The sequence below is a fragment of the Saccharopolyspora tripterygii genome, assembly GCF_054778355.1.
In genome coordinates, this window is the sequence record NZ_BAAGZP010000030.1 from 61864 (window position 1) to 82256 (window position 20393).

1 protein-coding gene is annotated in these 20393 nt (G+C 73.5%); it reads right to left on the reverse strand.

Features of this window, described 5'->3' with window-relative positions; translation table 11 throughout:
* Positions 1–76: 76 nt before the first annotated feature.
* Positions 77–20392 (reverse strand): type I polyketide synthase, encoded by a 20316-nt coding sequence (locus ACYVF3_RS23385; RefSeq protein WP_461156404.1) that lies wholly within the window; start codon positions 20390–20392, stop codon positions 77–79.
* Position 20393 lies beyond the last annotated feature (1 nt).

Sequence of the window (20393 nt, forward strand, 5' to 3'; positions counted from 1 at the left end):
TTCCTTCTAGAGACCAGGGATCAGGAGCGGTCGGAGAGCGGTGCGGCAGCGGTCGCGCCGCATCTCCGGACCACCCCTAGCGCTCGGTGTCGCGGCCGAGCTCGTTGTCGATGAACGCCAGGACCTCGTCGGTGCTGGCCGCGTGGATCCGTTCGGTCACGGTCACCTCCTCGGTGGTCGTGACCGAACCGTCGTACTGGGCCAGGAGGTTGCGCAGCCTCGCCGGAGCACCGGAGCGCGCCCGGTCCTCCGGATCGGAGGAGGCCAGCAGGGACTCCAGGCGGTCGAGCTCGCCGAGCAGCGCGGCCGCCGCGTCCAGCTCGCCGCCGAACAGCTCGCCGTCGAGGAACCCGGCGAGCTCGGCGGGTGTCGGGTGGTCGAACACGAGCGTGGAGGGCAGTTTCACCCCGCAGGCCGCGGACAGGCTGTTGCGCAGCTCCACCGCGGTGAGCGAGTCGAAGCCGACCTGGCGGAACTCCTTGCCGGGGTCGATCGCCTCCGGTGAGCCGTGGCCCAGGACCCCGGCGGCGTGGCCGCGCACCAGCGCCACCAGGTGCTGCCGCCGCTCCTCGGCGCCCATCCCGGCGAGGCTGCTCGCCAGGTCGGCGTCGCCGCGACGACCGGCGGCGACCCGCTTGCCTCCGCGGACCAGTCCCCGCAGCACGGCCGACACCGGGCCGTCGCGGCGGCCGGCGTTGATCCGCGCCGCGACCAGCAGGGCCTCGTCGCGACCCGTCGCGTCCTCGAAAAGCGCGAGACCCTGCGCGACCGACAGCGGCGGCATCTCGGAGCGCCCGATGCGTTCCGCGCGCCCAATGCGTTCCGCGGAACCGTCTTCGAGGCCGCCGGTCATGCCGACCGAACCGGTCCAGGGACCCCAGGCCAGCGAGGTCGCCACCATGCCACGAGCCCGCCGGTGCGCGGCCAGCCCGTCCAGGAAGGCGTTGGCCGCCGCGTAGTTGCCCTGGCCGGCCGATCCGATGACCCCGGCGACCGAGGAGTACAGCACGAACGCGGCGAGATCGAGGTCGCGCGTGGCCTCGTGCAGGTTCCACGCGCCGTCGACCTTGGGTCGCAGCACGTCGTCGAGGCGTTCGGGCGTCAGCGACTCGACGATGCCGTCGTCGAGCACACCGGCGGCGTGCACCACGGCGGTCAGCGGTCGCTCCACTTCGGACAGGAGCCGGGACAGCGAGCCGGGATCGGTGATGTCGCACGCGGCGGTGCCGACGTCCGCGCCGTGCACGGCCAGTTCGTCCCGGAGCTGCTGCGCGCCGGCGGCTTCCAGACCACGACGGGACACCAGCAGCAGGTGTCGCGCACCGCGCTCGACCACGAGGTGGCGGGCGAGCTCGGCGCCGAGCCCACCGGTGCCACCGGTGATCAGGACCGTGCCCTCGGGGTCCCAGTCGCGGGGTCCGGGCTCGTCGGTGGTGCGGGCGAGGCGGGCGAGGCGAGCCTCGCCGTCGCGCAGCAGCACCTGGGTTTCGCCGTTCTCCAGGAGTTCCGGCACGAGCGGGATCGCGTCCGGCTCGTCGAGGTCCACCAGCAGGAACGTGCCGGGATTCTCCGACTGCGCCGAGCGCACCAGGCCCCACGCGGTCGCCGCGCCGAGGTCATCGCCGCTGACGGCACCGCTGGTGGCGAACACCAGTCGGCTGCGGGTGAACCGGTCGTCGGCCAGCCACTCCTGCACGCACCGCAGCGCGCGAGCCGCCGCGTCGTGCGCGGCCTCGGCGCCCCGGCCCTGGCCGGTCAGCGGTACCAGAACGACGTCGGGGACCCGCTCCTCCGCGGCCACGTCCGCCAGGGAGGCCGCCGACACCACCTGGTTCCCGGACTTCTCGATGGCCACGCGCGCACCGATCTCGTCGTCCCCGAGCACGGCCCAGCGCGTCTCCCCCACCGGCACCTGCGCCTGAGCGGGAACCCAGTCCAGCCGCAGCAGCGAATCCCGCGGGGCGGCGGCAGCGGCCGACGGGGCGCCGAGCGCGGCGGAGTCGACGCTCAGCACCGGTGCGCCGTCGGGGTCGACCGCGACCAGGCCGATCGAGTCGTCCCGGATCGAGGCGCGGACCCGCAGCTCGGCGGCGCCGACCGCGTGCAGCACCGCGCCGCGCCAGGCGAGCGCGACCCGGTCGTCCTGCGCGGCCGCGCCGACGGCGGCGGTCAGCAGTGCCGGGTGCACGCCGTACCCGGCGGCGTCGGTGTCCTCCGGCAGGACGATCTCGGCGTAGACGTCGTCGCCGATCCGCCACGCCCTCGGCACGAGTTCCGGGTCGGGCACCTCGGCGGGCTCGGCTCCCTGCGGCGGCCACTGCTCGGTGAAGCGCTCGGCCGCCGGGGTTTCGGGGGCGAGGACGCCGCGGGCGTGCTCGCGCCACGGCTGGTCCTCCGACTGCCGCGAGTGCACCGCGATGCGTCGGCGACCGTCCTCGTCAGCACCGTCGACCCAGACCTGCACCACTCCGGGCAGCAGGGGTTCGACGACGGTGAGCTCGTCCACGACCCCGCAGCCGACGTGGTCGGCGGCGGCGAAGGCCAGTTCCAGGAACGCCGATTCCGGCACGGCCTCGCTGAGCCGGTTGGTGAACGCGACGGCCCGCGAGCCTCCGGCGGACTCGGAGCCCGCGACCTCCATCGCCACGCCCAGCAGCGGGTGCTCGGACGGCGCGAGGCCGATTCCTCCGGTGTCACCTGCCCTCTTGACGGGCTGGGGCCAGTAGTGCTCGTGCTGGAACGGGTAGGTGGGCAGGGTGACGCGTCGCGCACCGGTCCGGGCGAACAGCCGCTGCCACTCGACGCGGACACCGGTGACGAACAGCCGGGCCAGCGCGGTCACCAGGGATTCCTGCTCGTCGCGGTCCCGGCGCAGCATCGGCACGCAGCCCTCGACCATCGCCGAGAGCGCGCCGTCCGGGCCGATCTCCAGGAACGCGTCCACCCCGGCGCCGCGCAGCGCGTCGACGCCGTCTCCGAAGCGCACGGTCTCGCGGACGTGGCGCACCCAGTACTCCGGCGAGCGCAGCTCGTCGCCACCGGCGATCTGGCCGCTGAGGTGGGACACCACCGGGATCACCGGCTCGGCGAAGGTCAGATCGGCCACGACGGCGCGGAAGTCCGCCAGCATCGGCTCCATCAGCGGGGAGTGGAACGCGTGGCTGACCGACAGCCGTCGCGTCCTGCGGCCCTGCTCGGCGAAGTGCTCGGCGACGGTGAGCACGGCGTCCTCGGCACCGGAGAGCACCACGGAACCGGGCGCGTTGACCGCAGCGATCGACACCTGGTCGGTCAGGTGCGCGACCACCTCGGCCTCGTCGGCCTGGACCGCGACCATCGCCCCGCCTTCGGGCAGCGCCTGCATCAGCGAGGCGCGCGCCGACACCAGCCGGCAGGCGTCGTCCAGCGACAGCACGCCCGCGACGTGCGCGGCCGCGATCTCGCCGACGGAGTGGCCGCCGACGAATTCTGGCATTACACCGAAGGATTCGGCGAGACGGTAGAGCGCGACCTCGATCGCGAACAGCGCGGGCTGGGCGTTGCCGGTCCGCTCCAGCGCCTCGGCGTCCTCGCCCCAGACGACGTCCCGGAGCCCGGGGTCGAGCCGGTCGAGGACGTCGTCCAGCGCGTCGGCGAACACCGGGAAGCGCTCGTGGAGCTCGCGTCCGATGCCGAGGCGCTGGCTGCCCTGACCGGAGAACAGCACGGCCAGCGATCGCCGTCGCGCCTCGCCGCGGGCGATCTGCGCTCCGTCCAGCAGCACCGCGCGGTGCTCGAACGCCGAGCGCCGCAGCAACGAGTGGCCGACGTCGAGCGGATCGTGCTCGACGGCGCCGATGCGCTCGATCTGGGTGTCCAGCGCCTCTGCGGTCTTGGCCGACACCACCCACGGTGCGCAGAACCGCTCGTCGTCGGAGCGCACGACCCCTTCCACGGACCCGTCCACGACGGCGGGAGCGGCTTCGAGAATCACGTGCGCGTTGGTGCCGCTGATGCCGAACGACGACACACCGGCACGAGAGGGCCGGTCGAGCGAAGGCCATTCGGTCTGCTCGGTCAGCAGCCGCACGGCTCCGGCCGACCAGTCGACGTGCGTGGACGGTTCGGTGACGTTCAGCGTCCTCGGCAGCACCCCGTGGCGCAGCGCCATGACCATCTTGATCACGCCGGCGACGCCCGCCGCCGCCTGGGTGTGGCCCATGTTGGACTTGATCGAGCCCAGCAGCAGCGGGCGTTCCCTGTCCTGGCCGTAGGTGGCCAGCAGCGCCTGCGCCTCGATCGGGTCGCCCAGCGTCGTGCCGGTGCCGTGGGCTTCCACGGCGTCTACGTCGGCGGCAACCAGCCCGGCGCCGGCGAGCGCCTGCTTGATGACGCGCTGCTGCGACGGTCCGTTCGGCGCCGTCAGGCCGTTGGACGCGCCGTCCTGGTTGACCGCCGAACCGCGCAGCACCGCCAGCACCTCGTGCCCGTTGCGTTCCGCGTCGGAGAGCCGCTCCACCACCAGCACGCCGATGCCCTCGGACCAGGCGGTGCCGTCGGCGCTGTCGGAGAAGGGCTTGCACCGGCCGTCGCTCGCGAGCCCGTTCTGCTGGGTGAACTCCATGAACGCGCCCGGCGTCGACATCAGCTGGACGCCTCCGGCCAGCGCGAGCGAGCACTCGCCGTTGCGCAGCGCCTGCATCGCCACGTGCAGCGCGACCAGGGCCGACGAGCAGGCGGTGTCGATCGTCATGGCCGGGCCTTCGAGTCCGAAGACGTAGGACAGGCGGCCGGAGATGATGCTCGGCGAGGTGCCGGTGCCCGAGTAGCCCCCCGTGCTCAGGTCCGAGCCGAGCACGAGGTGGGCGTAGTCCTGGCCGCTGGCCCCGACGAACACGCCGGTCCGGCTGCCGCGCAACGACACCGGGTCGATGCCGGCGCGTTCCAGCGCCTCCCACGACAGTTCCAGCGTCAGCCGCTGGTGCGGGTCCATCGACACGGCTTCGCGCGGCGAGATGCCGAAGAACGCCGGGTCGAAGTCGGCGATGCCGGAGATGAATCCGCCGCGATCGGTGGCGCTGTGCCCTGGCCCGTCGCCGTGGAGCGCGTCGAGGTCCCACCCGCGGTCCTGCGGGAACGGTCCCATCGCGTCGCGGCCGTCGGCCAGCAGCTGCCACACCGCTTCCGGTGAGTCGATCCCGCCCGGGAAGCGGCAGCTGATGCCGACGATCGCGATGGGGTCGTCGCGGACGTCGACGCCCGTGACCACGTCGTCGTCGAGCTCGGGTTCCGAGCCGAACAGCTCGCCGAGCAGGAACTCGCCCATCTCGCGAGGCGTCGGGTAGTCGAAGACCAGGGTGGCGGGCAACGTCAAACCCGTTGCGGCGCCGACCCTGTTGCCCAGTTCGACGGAGGTCAGCGAGTCGAAGCCGAGCTGGCGGAACTCCCGCTCCTCGTCGATCTCCTCCGCCGAGGAGTGCCCCAGCACCGCCGCGGCCTCGCCGCGCACGAGGTCGACCACGGCACGTGCGCGCTGCGCGGGCGGCACGCCCTGCAGCTGCGACGCCGCCGTGGCTCCTTCGGTCCCGGGTGCCGCGGCGCGCCTGCCGCCGCGCACGAGTCCCTGCAGCATCGGCGGCAGCATCCCGTCGAGCGCACCGACCTTGATCTGCGCGGGCACGACGAGCGGTTCGTCCACGGTGGTGGCGACGTCGAACAGCGCGAGCCCCATCTCGACCGGGAGCGGCGGCAGGGCGGACTTCTCCAGCCGCTGGAGCTGTCGCGCGTCCATCGTGCCGGTCATGCCCAGCGACGACGCCCACGCGCTCCAGGCCAGGGACACCGCGGGCAGGCCGAGGTGTCGGCGGTGCGCCGCGAGCGCGTCCAGGAAGCTGTTGCCCGCCGCGTAGTTCCCCTGGCCGGGCGTGCCGAGCAGACCCGACACCGACGAGTAGAGGATGAACGCGGCGAGGTCCTGGTCGCGGGTGAGCTCGTGCAGGTGCCAGGCCGCGTCGACCTTGGGCCGCAGCACCTTCTCCATCCGCTCGGGTGTCAGCGAGCCGATCGCGCCGTCGTCGAGCACACCGGAGGCGTGGACCACCGCGGTGAGCGGGCGGTCCACTTCGGACAGCACGCGGGCGAGCGAGTCGCGATCGCTGAGGTCGCAGGCCTTGATCAGCACGTCGGCGCCGTGCCCGGCGAGCTCGTTGCGCAGCTCCGCAGCGCCCGGGGCGTCCGGGCCTCGCCTGCTCAGCAGCAGCAGGTGCCGCACGCCCCGGCTGACGACCAGGTGTCGTGCGAGTTCGGCGCCCAGACCACCCGTGCCACCGGTGATCAGGACGGTGCCCTCGGGGTCCCAGGGCTCGGGCATCGACAGGACGATCTTGCCGATGTGCTTGGCACGGCTCATGAACCGGAACGCCTCGCGCGCCCGGCGCACGTCCCAGCCCGCGATCGGCAGCGGTTCCAGGACGCCGTCGCCGAACAGCCCCAGCAGCTCGGTCAGCATCCCCTGGATGCGCTCGGGATCGACCCAGCCCAGGTCGAACGCCCGGTAGGAGATCCCCGGCAGGGCCTCCGGGTCGCGCAGGTCGGTCTTGCCCATCTCCAGGAAGCGACCGCCTTCGCCGAGCAGTCGCAGCGAGGCGTCGATGAACTCCCCGGACAGGGCGTTGAGCACGACGTCGACGCCCTGGGCGAAGCGCTGCTCGAACTCCACGGTCCGCGAGGAGGCGATGTGGTCGTCGGCGACGCCGAGCCCGCGCAGCACGTCCCACTTGCCCTCGCCGGCCGTGGCGAACACCTCGGCGCCGAGGTGGCGGGCGATCTGGATCGCGGCCATGCCGACGCCACCGGCACCGGCGTGGACCAGCACCTTCTCACCGGGTCGCACGTCGGCGAGGTCCACCAGAGCGTGGTGAGCGGTCAGGAACACCAGCGGCACCGAGGCGGCCACCTCGAAGGACCAGTCCTCCGGCAGCCGCGCGAGGTGCCGCTCGTCGACCGAGCCCAGCGGCCCGAAACCACCGGGCAGCATGCCGAACACGCGGTCGCCGACCCGCAGGTCCGTCACGTCCGGGCCGGTGTCGACCACGACGCCGGCGGCCTCGTTGCCCAGCGCGCCGGCCTCGCCGGGGTACATGCCCAGGGCGTTGAGGACGTCGCGGAAGTTCATGCCCGCGCTGCGGATCGACAACCGCACCTGGCGTCCCGCGAGCGGTTCCAGCGCTTCCGGGTACGGCGCGAGTTCCAGGTCGTCGAGGCTGCCGCGCTGGGCGATGTCCAGTCGCCACGGGACGCCCGCCGGCGGCACGAGCCCGCCGCTGGAGGCCATCCGGGCGAGCCGTCCCGCGTAGGCGTTGCCGTCGCGCACGACGAGTTGCGGTTCGCGGGTGACGAACATCCCGGGCGTCACGGTCGCGCCGTCGTCGAGGTCGATGAGCTGGAACCTGCCCGGCTGCTCGGCCTGCGCGGAGCGCACCAGGCCCCACACGGAGGCGGCTCCGAGGTCGGTGATCGGCTCGCCGGAGACGGAGACCGCGCCACGGGTGACGAACACGATCGGTTTGCGCGCCTGCTGCAGCATGTCGAGCACGCGCCCGGTCTCGACGTGCGCCGATTCCGGGTTCATGCCGCCGGAGATCTCGACCAGGTCCACTTCGGGACCGTCCACGTCGTCGACCTCCACCGGTACCCACTCCAGGCGGTGCAGACCGTCCTCGGCCGGTTTGGGCGCGGGCTGCTCGGCCGAGGGCGTGCGGACGACCAGCGAGGACACCGACATCACCGGCTTGCCCTCGACGTCGACCGCCGCCACCGACACGCCCGACTTGCCGGCGCGCGACAGGCGCACCCGCAGCCGGGAAGCCCCGACCGCGTGCAGCGACACCCCGTCCCACGCGAACGGCAGGCCCTGCCCGCCGCCGTCGAGGAACGCGATCGCGTGCAGCGAGGCGTCCAGCAGCGCGGGGTGCACGCCGAAGGACCCGGCGTCTTCGACGGAGTCGGGCAGCGCGACCTCGACAAACACGTCGGAGTCGCGACGCCACGCGGTCCGCAGTCCCTGGAACACCGGCCCGTAGCCGAGCCCGGATTCGTGCAGGCCTGCGTAGAAGTCGTCGAGGGAGAGCTCTTCGGCGCCCTCGGGTGGCCATTCGGCCGTGTCGAACTCGGCGGTGTGCGCGCCGGTCACGAGCGTGCCGCTCGCGTGCTTGGTCCACTCCTCGGTGTCGGCCGGGCGCGCGTGGATGGTGACGGCGCGGCGGTCGGCGTCGTCGGGTTCCTGGACGCGCACCTGCACGTCGACGGCGTCGCGCTCGCCCAGCACCAGCGGGACGACGATGCTGAGCCCGTCCACCCGGTCGCAGCCGGCCATGTCGCCTGCGCGGAGGGCAAAGTCGAGGAAGCAGGTGCCGGGAAGCAGCACCGATCCGCCGACCACGTGGTCGGCGAGCCAGGGGTGCGTGGAGACCGAGAGCCTGCCGGAGAGCACCAGCTCCTCGGTCCCGGCCACCGCGACGGCGGCCGACAGCAGCGGGTGCCCGGCCCGGTCGAGCCCGAACGATCGCGCGTCGGCCCGGCCGACCGCGGAGGTCCTGGGCCACAACCGCTTGTGCTGGAACGGGTAGGTGGGCACGTCCACCCGCCGCGCCCCGGTCCCGGCGAACCAGGCGCCCCAGTCCACGCGCACGCCTTCGACGTGCAGGCGGGCGAGCGCGGTGGCCGTGGCGACCTGCTCGGTCCTGTCCTCGCGCAGCATCGGGTGCACGTCGGGGACCATCGCCGAGAGCACGCCGTCCGGACCGATTTCGAGGAACCGGGTGGCCCCGGACTCGCGCAGGGACGCGACGTTGTCGGCGAACCGCACGGCGTCGCGCACGTGCCGCACCCAGTACTCCGAGGTCGCGACGTCACCGGTGGCGACCACCGGGATGCGCGGCCGGTGGAAGGTGATCCCGCTGATCGCGGCCCGGAAGTCCTCCAGCACCGGATCCATCAACGGCGAGTGGAACGCGTGGGACACGCTCAGCCGCTTGGACTTCCACCGCTCGGCGATCTCCAGCACCTCGGACTCGGCACCGGAGATCACCACCGAGCGCGGGCCGTTGACCGCGGCGATCGACACCCGCTCGGTCAGGTGCTCCACGACCTCGGCCTCGCTCGCCTGGAGCGCGACCATCGCCCCGCCGGTGGGCAGCGCCTGCATGAGGCTCGCCCTGGCGGTCACGAGCGTCGCGGCGTCTTCCACCGAGAGCACGCCTGCGACGTGCGCGGCAGCGATCTCGCCGACGGAGTGACCGGCGAGGAACCGGGGGCTGAGGCCGAAGGACTCCGCCAGCCGGTACAGGGCGACCTCGATCGCGAACAGCGCGGGCTGCGCGAACCCGGTCTGGTTCAGCGCCTCGGCGTCCTCGCCCCACATCACCTCGCGCAACCGCGGATCAAGGTGCAGCAGCACGGCATCCAGCGCGTCGGCGAACACCGGGAACCGCCCGTGGAGCTCGCGGCCCATCCCGAGGCGCTGCGATCCCTGGCCGGAGAACAGCACGGCCAGCGGCCCGTCCGCCGCCACTCCCCTGACGATCTCCGCTCCGTCGAGCAGCACCGCCCGGTGCGCGAACGCCGCTCGCCCGGTCGCCAGCGAGTACCCGACGTCCAGCGGGTTCGCCTCCAGAGCGCGCACCCGCTCGACCTGGGCGTCCAGCGCTTCCTCGGTTTTCGCGCTGACCAGCTGCGGAACGACTCCCGCGTGGTCGGTTTCCGGTTGCTCGGGGGTGTCGAACGATTCCAGGATCAGGTGCGCGTTGGTGCCGCTCATGCCGAACGACGACACGCCCGCGCGCCGAGGCCGGTCACCGGCGGGCCATTCGGCGGGCCCGGTCAGCAGTTCGATGCCGCCGGACCAGTCGATGCGCGAGGACGGTTCGGAGACGTGCAGCGTCGGGGGCAGCAGCCCGTGGCGCATCGCCATGACCACCTTGATCACGCCCGAGGCGCCGGCCGCGGCCTGCGAGTGGCCGAGGTTGGACTTCACCGATCCGATCAGCAGCGGGCGTTCGCGCTCGTGGTCGTAGGCCGCGACCAGAGCTTCCGCCTCGATGGGGTCGCCCAGCGCGGTGCCCGTCCCGTGCGCTTCGACGGCGTCCACGTCGGACGGTCGCAGGCGGGCGCTCGCCAGGGCATCGCGGATGACGCGCTGCTGCGAGGGACCGTTCGGCGCCGTCAGGCCGTTGGACGCGCCGTCCTGGTTGACCGCGGAACCGCGCAGCACCGCCAGCACCTGGTTCCCGTCGCGCTCGGCGTCGGAAAGCCGTTGCAGGACGATGATTCCCACGCCCTCGGACCAGCCGGTGCCGTCGGCGTCGTCGGAGAACGCCTTGCACCGGCCGTCGGCCGCGATGCCGCCCTGCAGGGAGAAGCCACCGAAGCTCGTCGGTGTCGACAGCACGCTCACTCCGCCGGCCAGCGCCAACGAGCAATCGCCGCCCCGCAGCGCCTGCGCGGCCTGGTGCATCGACACCAGCGCCGAGGAGCAGGCGGTGTCGAGGGTGACCGACGGGCCTTCCAGGCCCAGCACGTAGGACAGGCGGCCGGACAGGACGCTCGCGGCCAGGCCGGTGCTGGCGTGGCCTTCGAGGTCTTCGTTGGCGGCCATCACGACCTGCTGGTAGTCCTGCCCGTTCGTGCCGACGAACACGCCGGTGCGGCTGCCGCGCAACGAGGTCGGGTCGACCCCGGCTCGTTCGACGGCCTCCCAGGACGTTTCCAGCAGCAGCCGCTGCTGCGGGTCCATCGCCAGCGCCTCGCGCGGCGAGATGCCGAAGAACTCGGGGTCGAAGTCGGCGACACCGGTGAGGAAACCGCCCTTGCCGGTGGAGCTGGTCATGCCCGCCAGGTCCCAGCCGCGGTCGGTCGGGAAGTCGCCGATCGCGTCGCGGCCCTCCACCAGCATCCGCCACAGGTCTTCGGGCGAGTCGACACCGCCGGAGTAGTGGCAGGCCATGCCCACGATCGCGATGTCGTCGGTGCTCGCGAGCGGCCCGTCCTCGCGGGTTCGGGCGGGCGAGCCGACGGCCTCGTCCCCGCCCAGCAGCTCGTCGGTCAGGAACTCGGCGAGACCGCGGGGCGTCGGGTGGTCGAAGACCAGGCCGGTGGCCAGCGCGAGACCGGTGACTTCGATCAACCGGTTGCGCAGCTCCACCGCGGTCAGCGAGTCGAAACCCAGGTCGCGGAAGGCCTTGTCGGCGCTGATCGCCGATGCCTGGGCGTGGCCGAGCGCCGCGGCGGCGTGCGTGAGCACGACCTCCAGCACGACCTCGACGCGGTCGCCGGGGTGGGCCTCGCGCAGTTCCCGGCGCAGTTGCGCGCCGGTCTCGTCGTCGCTGCGGCCTGCCGCGAGCTCCGCCAGAACGCCTCGCGCCGCGGGGAGTTCGGACAGCACCGGGCTGGTGCGCAGCCTCAGCAGCGAGCCCAGCAGCTGCGAGCGGTTGAGGTCGGCGATCACCACCGCGGGCGCGGGTTCGGCGACCGACCGGCGCAGCGCGGCCAGCGCGCGCTCGGGGTCCAGCGCGGACGCGCCGAGCTGCCGGATCTGCTCGCTCGCGCCGGCTCGGGCGGTCATGCCCTCGCCTGCCCAGGCTCCCCAGGCGATGGAGGTCGCGGCGAGGCCCGCCGCGTGCCGCCGCTGCGCGAGGGCGTCGAGCGCCGCGTTCGCCGCGGCGCTGTTGGCCTGACCGGCATCGCCGACGGCTCCGGTCGTGGAGGAGAACAGCACGAACGCGGCCAGGTCGTGCTCTCGGGTCAGCTCGTCGAGCACCCTCGCCCCGTCGACCTTGGCGCGGAACGCCTCGGCGAACCGCTCGGGCGTGAGCGACCGGAGCTCGCCGCCGTCGAGCACGCCCGCCGCGTGCACCACGGCGGTGACCTCGGACAACCCGGACAGAACCTCGGCCACCGAGCTCCGGTCGGCGACGTCGCACGCGCGGATCGACACCTCGGCGCCGAACGCGCGCACCTGCTCGTCCAGTTCGGCGGCGGCCGGCGCGTCTGGTCCGCGACGGCTCAGCAGCACCAGTCGTCGCGCACCGCGCCGCGCGAGATCCCGGGCCACGTGCGAGCCCAGAGCCCCGGTGCCACCGGTGATGACCACGGTGCCGGAGGGTTCCCACTCGGCGATCTCCGTCGTCCGGGGTGCGGGCACGATCCGGCGGCCGAACGCGCCACCCGGGCGGAGGGCGACCTGGTCCTCCCCCGAATCGCCGCTGATGATCGCCGCGAGCCGCGCCGCAGCGCGCTCGTCGAGCTCCTGCTCGGGCAGGTCGACCAGTCCGCCCCAGCGGTGCGGGTGTTCGAGCGCGACCGCGCGACCGAGGCCCCAGACACCGGCCTGCCACGTGCTGGTGGTGGTCTCCGCGCGGCCGGCCGAGACGGCTCCGCGGGTGAGCGCCCACAGCGCGGTGGTGCTGCCGATGTCGCCGAGCGCCTGCACGAGGGCGGCGGTGCCGAGCACCGGTGTCAGATCACCGGGGTCGTCCAGCGCCAGCAGTGACACGACCTGGGTGTGCTGCCCCTCGACCGCCGCGATCACCTCGGCGAGGTGATCGCGGTCGGCGTCGTCCACGTCCAGGCGGGTGACGTCCGGTCCGAGGGCGGTGAGCACGGCGGAGACCTGCGGGTCGTCGCCGAGTCGCCGGGGCACCACGACCAGTCGCCGTCCCGACCGCCCGGAGCCCAGTCCGGTGAGCGGGTGCCAGGTCTCGCGGTGCCGCCAGGAATCGACGGTGGACTGCGTCCGGCGCCGGCTGCGCCAGGCCGAGAGCGCGGGCACGACCGCGGCGACCGTCTCGGCGTCGAGGTCCAGCGTCGAGGCGACCGAGTCGAGGTCCTCGCGCTCGATCGCCGACCAGAACGCCTGGTCGGCGGGATCGGCCGCCGCTGCGGCGCTCTCGGCGATCTCCGGCCAGAACCGCTCGTGCTGGAAGGGGTAGGTCGGCAGGTCGACCGACCGGCCGCCGTCGTAGATCGGGGACCAGTCGACCTCGACACCGCTGACGTGCAGCCGAGCCAGCGCCGTGAGCAGCGCGGACTCCTCGCCGCGGTCCTTGCGCAGGGCCGCGACCGCGCCGTCGACCAGCGCGGACAGGACGCCGCCGGGTCCGATCTCCAGGAATGCGGTGGCACCGGATTCGCGCAGCGACGCGACGGCGTCGGCGAACCGGACCGTCTCGCGCACGTGCCGCACCCAGTGCTCCGGCGAGGTCACGTCACCGGTGGTGGCCAGCGGGATGCGCGGTTCGCGGAAGGTGATTCCGCTGATCGCGGCCCGGAAGTCCTCCAGCATCGCGTCCATCAGCGGCGAGTGGAACGCGTGGCTGACCTGGAGCCGGGTGGTCTTGCGGCCCTGCTCGGCGAACCGCGCGGTGAGATCCGCGACCGCGTCCTCGGTTCCGGAGGCGACGACCGAGTCGGGCGCGTTCACCGCGGCGATCGCGATCTCCGGGCTGAGCCAGGGCTCGATCTCCTGCTCGGTGGCGTTGATCGCGACCATCGCGCCGCCGGTGGGCAGCGCCTGCATCAGGTCCGCGCGGGCCGACACCAGCGTGCAGGCGTCCCGCAGCGACAGCACACCGGCGACGTGCGCCGCGGCGACCTCACCGATCGAGTGGCCTGCGACGAAACGGGGCCGCACGCCGAACGATTCGACCAGCCGGTGCAGCGCGACCTCGACGGCGAACAGGGCGGGCTGCGAGTACCCGGTCTCGTCGAGGCGGTCGGCGTCCTCGCCCCACATCACCTCGCGCACCCCCGCACCGAGGTGCGCGAGCACGTCGTCGAGGGCCGCGGCGAACACCGGGAACCGCTGGTGCAGCTCGCGGCCCATGCCCAGGCGCTGCGATCCCTGGCCGGAGAACAGCAGCGCGGTCGAGGGTTCACCGGCCACTCCCCTGGCGATCTCCAGGCCGTCGAGCAGCACCGCGCGGTGCTCGAAGGTGCTGCGGTGGGCCGACAGCGAGTAGCCGATGTCCAGCGGGTCGCCGTCGAGCGCGCGGACGCGATCGAGCTGCGCGTCCAGCGCGGCCTCGGATTTCGCGCTGACCAGCAGCGGAACCGGTCCGGCGGGGTCGCGGTCGGGGACCTCGTCCTCGACGGGGCCGGCTTCCAGGATCACGTGCGCGTTGGTGCCGCTGAGCCCGAACGACGACACGCCGCTGCGCCGCGGGCGGTTCAGCTCGACCCACGGGCTGGGCTCGGTGGCCAGCTCGACGGCTCCGGCGGACCAGTCGACGTGCGAGGACGGCTCGGTGACGTGCAGGGTGCGGGGCACCAGCCCGTGCTGCATCGCCAGCACCATCTTGATCACACCGGCCACACCCGCGGCCGCCTGCGTGTGGCCGAGGTTGGACTTGACCGCGCCGAGCAGCAGCGGGTGCTGCCGGTCGTGGCCGTAGGTGGCGATCAGCGCCTGCGCTTCGATCGGGTCGCCGAGCGCGGTGCCGGTGCCGTGCGCCTCGACGGAGTCCACATCGGACGGTTGGAGCCCTGCGTTGGCCAGGGCCTGCCGGATCACCCGCTGCTGCGCGGGACCGTTCGGGGCGGTTAGGCCGTTGGAGGCGCCGTCGGAGTTCACCGCCGAGCCGCGCACGGTGGCGAGCACGCGGTGCCCGTGGCGCTCGGCATCGGAACGCCGCTCCACCACCAGCACCCCGACGCCCTCGGACCAGCCGGTGCCCCCGGTGTCGTCGGAGAATGCGCGGCATCGCGCGTCCGGTGCGAGACCGCCCTGGGCGTTGAAACCGGCGAAGTTCATCGGGGTCGACATCACCGTGACACCGCCGACCAGCGCGAGCGAGGACTCGCCCGAGCGCAGCGACTGCGCCGCCACGTGCAGCGCGACCAGCGACGAGGAGCAGGCGGTGTCGACGGTGAGGGCGGGTCCTTCGAGGCCGAAGGCGTAGGAGAGGCGCCCGGAGATGACCGCGGCGGCCAGGCCGGTGCTGGAGTGCCCCATGATCTCCTCGCGGGAGCGGAGCACGAGCTGGGTGTAGTCCTGGCCGTTGGTGCCGATGAACACGCCGGTGTTGCTGCCGCGCAGTCCCCGGGCGTCGATGCCGGTGCGTTCGACGGCTTCCCAGGCGACCTCCAGCAGCTGGCGCTGCTGCGGGTCCATCGCCAGCGCCTCGCGCGGTGAGATCCCGAAGAAGCCGGGATCGAAATCGGCTGCGCCGTCGAGGAAACCGCCCTCGGCGGTATCGCCGTCGGCCAGCGGGTCCTGCTCCCAGCCGCGATCGGAGGGGAATCCGGAGATGGCATCGGTGCCGTCGGCGAGCAGCTGCCAGAAGTCCTCGGGAGAGCGCACCCCGCCCGGGAACCGGCAGCTCATCCCGACGATGACGATCGGGTCGTCGTCGATGTCGGCGTGCTGCGGCGCGAAGTCGAGATCGCCGCGCTCGCCCGAGATCTCGGCGATCAGGTGCTCGGCGAGCTCGCGCGGGGTCGGGTGGTCGAACGCGAGCGTGGTGGGCAGGTTCAGGCCGGTCGCGCCGGCGAGCCGGTTGCGCAGTTCGATGGCGGTCAGCGAGTCGAAGCCCAGCGCCCGGAACTCCCGGTCCGCGCGGACGTCCGAGCCGGAGGTGTGGCCGAGGACCGCCGCGGCCTCGTCGCGCACGACGTCGGTGACGTGACGCAGCCGGTCCTCGCCGCGCAGTCCGGACAGCTGGTCCGCCAGGGCGCCTTCGGCACCCCCGCGCCCGCTCGCCGCGATGCGCCGCCCCGGCCTCATCAGGCCGCGCAGGATCGCCGGGACTTCTCCCCCGGCGGGCCTGGTTCCGGTCGCCAGCGGCACCAGCAGCGCCTCGCCGGAGGCGACCGCGGCGTCGAACAGCGCGAGTCCTCGCTGGACCGACAGGGTCGGCGTCCGACGCGCTTCGGCCACGGTGGAGGTCATGCCCGCGCTGGCTTCCCAGGCGCCCCACGCCAGCGACAGCGCGGGGAGTCCGAGGCCGCCGCGGTGCGCGGCGAGCGCGTCGAGGTAGCTGTTGGCGGCCGCGTAGTTGCCCTGCCCGGCCGCGCCCATCACCCCGGCCACCGAGGAGTACAGGACGAACGCGGCGAGGTCCTGCTCGCGGGTGAGCTCGTGCAGGTGCCAGGCGGCGTCGACCTTCGGCCGCAGCACCTCGTCGAGCCGCTCGGGGGTCAGCGAGCCGATCACGCCGTCGTCGAGCACGCCCGCGGTGTGCACCACGGCGGTCAGCCGCACCGGGGCCAGCAGGGCGGCGAGCGCGTCGCGGTCGGCGACGTCGCACGCCGCCACCGACACCTCGGCGCCGTGCTCTTCCAGCTCTGCCCGGAGTTCCGCGGCTCCGGGGGCGTCGAGGCCGCGGCGGCTCACCAGCAGCAGGGAGCGGACGCCGCGTTCGGTCACCAGGTGCCGCGCCAGCGCCGCACCGAGCCCTCCGGTGCCACCGGTGATCAGCACGGTGCCATCGGGGTCCCACGCGCGCGCGGTGCTCTCGCGGAGCGTCGCCCGCGCGAGGCGGCCGACCCGCGCTTCCCCGGCGCGCACCACCACCTGCGTCTCGCCCGAGCTCAGCAGGGCGGGCAGATCCGGCAGGAGGGCGGCCGACTCCTCGGTGTCGTCGAGGTCGACGAGCAGGAACCGGCCGGGGTTCTCCGTCTGCGCGGCCCGCACCAGGCCCCAGGCCGCGGCGGCGGCCGGGTCGTCGCCGGACACCGCGCCGCGCGCGACGAAGACGAGCACCGAGCGCGCCTCGCCGGGCCACTCCTGCAGCAACGCGAGCACGCGGGCGGTGAGCCGGTGGGCCTGCTCCGGTTCGGCGCCGCCGGCGAGCGGCACGACGACCGTCGCGGGCGGCTCGTCCGGAAGGGCGGGCACCGCGGGGATTCCGAGGCCGAGCACGTCCTCGCCGAGCAGCACGGCGTCGGCGCGGTCGGCCTGCTCGACCCGCTGGGGCACCCAGTCGAGCTGGAACAGAGAGCGCAGGTCGGTGACCTCCGCCGGCTGCGGGACCGGCGCGAAGGTCACCTGCGCCGTGAGGACCGGGTCGCCGGAGACGTCGGTGGCGGCCGCGGACACGCGATCACCGGCGGCGGTGAGGCGCACGTGCAGCACTGATGCCCCGGAGGCGTGCAGCGAGACGTCGGCCCAGTCGGTCGGCACGCCGTACACGCCGAGGAAGCCGGCCGCGTGCAGCGCCGCGTCCAGGAGCGCGGGGTGCAGGCCGAAGGCGCTGCCCTCCGAGACGTCCTCCGGCAGCGCGACCTCGGCGAACACCTCGGTGCCCGCAGCCGAAGCACGACGCCACACCGCGCGCAGCCCGCGGAACACGGGACCGCGCACCACCTCGGCGGTCTCGTCGTCGAGGTCGGCGATGTCCACGACGGTCGCACCGCGCGGTGGCCACTCGTCGATGCCGACTTCCGCCAGACCCTCGCCATCGGCGAGGACGCCGTCGGCGTGCGGCACCCACTCGGCTTCCTCGTCGGCGCGCGCGTGCAGCCGCAGCTCGCGGCGACCGGTCTCGTCCGGTTCGCCGACCCGCAGCTGCACCTGCACCGGGCCGTCGTCGGGCAGCACGAGCGGCGCGATCCGGGTGAGCCGTTCGACGCGGTCGCAGCCGATGCGGTCGGCGGCGTAGGAGGCCAGCTCCAGCACGGCCGAGGCCGGAAGCAGCGCGCGGTCGTCCACGAGGTGGTCGGCCAGCCACGGGTGCGCGGCCAGCGACAGGGTGCCGGTCAGGATCATCTCGTCGGAGCCGGCGACGGTCATCGCGGCACCGAGCAACGGGTGGTCGGCGGCCGAGAGGCCCAGGCCTGCGGGGTCGCCCGCGCTCACCGACACCGACGGCCAGAACCGCTGGTGCTCGAAGGGGTAGGTGGGCAGGTCCACTCGACGGCCGCCCGCGAACGACGACGACCAGTCCACCTCAACGCCGGTGACGTGCAGTCGCGCCAGGGCCGTGAACCACGCGGTTTCCTCGTCGTGGTCGGCGCGCAGCGACGGGACGGCGTCGCCGACGAGCGCGGAGAGCACGGCGTCCGGGCCGAGTTCCAGGAACGTGGTGGCGCCGGAGTCGCGTGCGGCGGCGGCGTTGTCGGCGAACCGCACGGTGTCGCGCACGTGCCGCACCCAGTGCTCCGGCGACGTCACGTCACCGCTGGTGGCCAGCGGGATGCGCGGCTGGTGGAAGGTCAGTCCGCTGATCGCGGCCCGGAAGTCCTCCAGCATCGGATCCATCAGCGGCGAGTGGAACGCGTGGGACACGCTCAGCCGCTTCGACTTCCACCGCTCGGCCAGGCGCAGCACCTCGTCCTCGGCACCGGCGATGACCACCGACCGCGGACCGTTGACCGCGGCGACAGACACGCGCTCGGTCAGGTGGCCGACGACCTCCGTCTCGCTCGCTTCGAGGGCGACCATCGCCCCGCGCTCCGGCAGCGCCTGCATCAACGACGCACGAGCCGACACCAGCACCGCGGCGTCCTCCAGCGAGAGCACACCGGCCACGTGGGCCGCGGCGATCTCGCCGACCGAGTGCCCCACCAGCGTCGTCGGGCGGAGGCCGAAGGACTCGGCCAACCGGTACAGGGCGACCTCGACCGCGAACAGCGCGGGCTGCGCGAACCCGGTCTGGTTCAACGCCTCCGCGTCCTCGCCCCACATCACCTCGCGCAACCGCGGGTCCCAGTGCCGCAGCACGGCGTCCAGGGATTCGGCGAACACCGGGAACCGATCGTGGAGCTCGCGTCCCATCCCGAGGCGCTGGGCTCCCTGACCGGTGAACAGCACCGCAGGCGCGTGCTTGCGGGCTTCGCCCCTGGCGACTTCCCGGCCGTCGAGCAGCACCGCCCGGTGCTCGAAGTTCGCCCGCCCGGTCGCCAGCGAGTACCCGACGTCCAGGGGATTCTCCCGCACGCCCCGGACGCGTTCGACCTGCTCGTCCAGCGACGCCTCGGACCGGGCGCTGAGCAGCCACGGGACCTGGCCGGACGGCTCCGAAGCGGTGACCGCGACCTGCTCCCGGCCTTCGAGGATGACGTGCGCGTTGGTGCCGCTCACGCCGAACGACGACACGGCCGAGCGAGCGGGGCGGTCGCCGGCGGGCCAGTCGACCGGCGAGGTGACCAGCTCGGCCGATCCCGCCGACCAGTCCACGTGCGAGGACGGTTCGGAGACGTGCAGCGTCTCGGGCACCACACCGTGCCGCATCGCCATGACCATCTTGATCACGCCCGCGACGCCTGCCGCCGCCTGCGCGTGCCCGATGTTGGACTTGATGGTGCCCACCAGCAGCGGGTTCTCGCGGTCCTGGCCGTAGGTGGCGAGCAGGCTGCGCCCCTCGATCGGGTCGCCCAACGGCGTTCCGGTTCCGTGCGCCTCGACGACGTCCACTTCGGACGGTTCGAGCCCGGCCTGGTTCAACGCCTGGCGGATGATGCGCTGCTGTGCACGGCCGTTCGGCGCGGTGAAGCCGTTCGAGGCCCCGTCGGAGTTGACCGCCGATCCGCGCACCACCGCCAGCACCGGATGCCCGTTGCGCTCGGCGTCGGAAAGCCGTTCCAGCACCAGCATTCCCACGCCCTCGGACCACCCGGTGCCGTCGGCGTCGTCGGAGAAGGCCTTGCAGCGGCCGTCGGGGGCCAGACCGCCCTGGCGGCTGAACTCCACCAGCGAGCCCGGCGTGCACATGACGTTCACACCACCGGCCAGGGCGAGCCCGCACTCACCGGCGCGCAGTGCGTGCACGGCGAAGTGCAGCGACACCAGCGACGAGGAGCACGCCGTGTCGATCGTGGCGGTGGGCCCCTCCAGCCCGAGTTCGTAGGACACGCGCCCGGATTCCGCGCTCGCGGCGATGCCGGTGCCGATGTCGCCGGTCGCGTCGGACACCGAGTGGATCAGCAGGTGCTGGTAGTCCTGCCCGTTGGTGCCGACGAACACACCGGTCTGGGTTCCTCGCAGCGAAGTCGGGTCGATCCCGGCGCTCTCGATCGCCTGCCAGGACGTCTCCAGCAGCAGCCGCTGCTGCGGGTCCATGGTCAGCGCTTCGCGCGGGGAGATGCCGAAGAAGCCGGGGTCGAAATCCGCTATGCCGGAGAGGAATCCGCCGCGCACGCTGATGCCGGTGCCTCGCTCGTCGACGCCGGCGGCGCCGAGCGCACCCACGTCCCAGCCCCGGTCGGCGGGCAGCTCCGAGGTCGCGTCCCGGCCGGAGGCGACCAGTTCCCACAGGTCTTCGGGCGACTCGACACCGCCCGGGTAGCGGCACGACATGCCCACGATGGCGACGGGCTCGGTAGCCGCGGCCACCAGCTGCCTGTTCTGCTTCCGCAGGCGGTCGGTCTCCTTGACCGCCGCGCGCAGCGCCTCGACGACCTTGTCGCTGGAGTCGTTCATG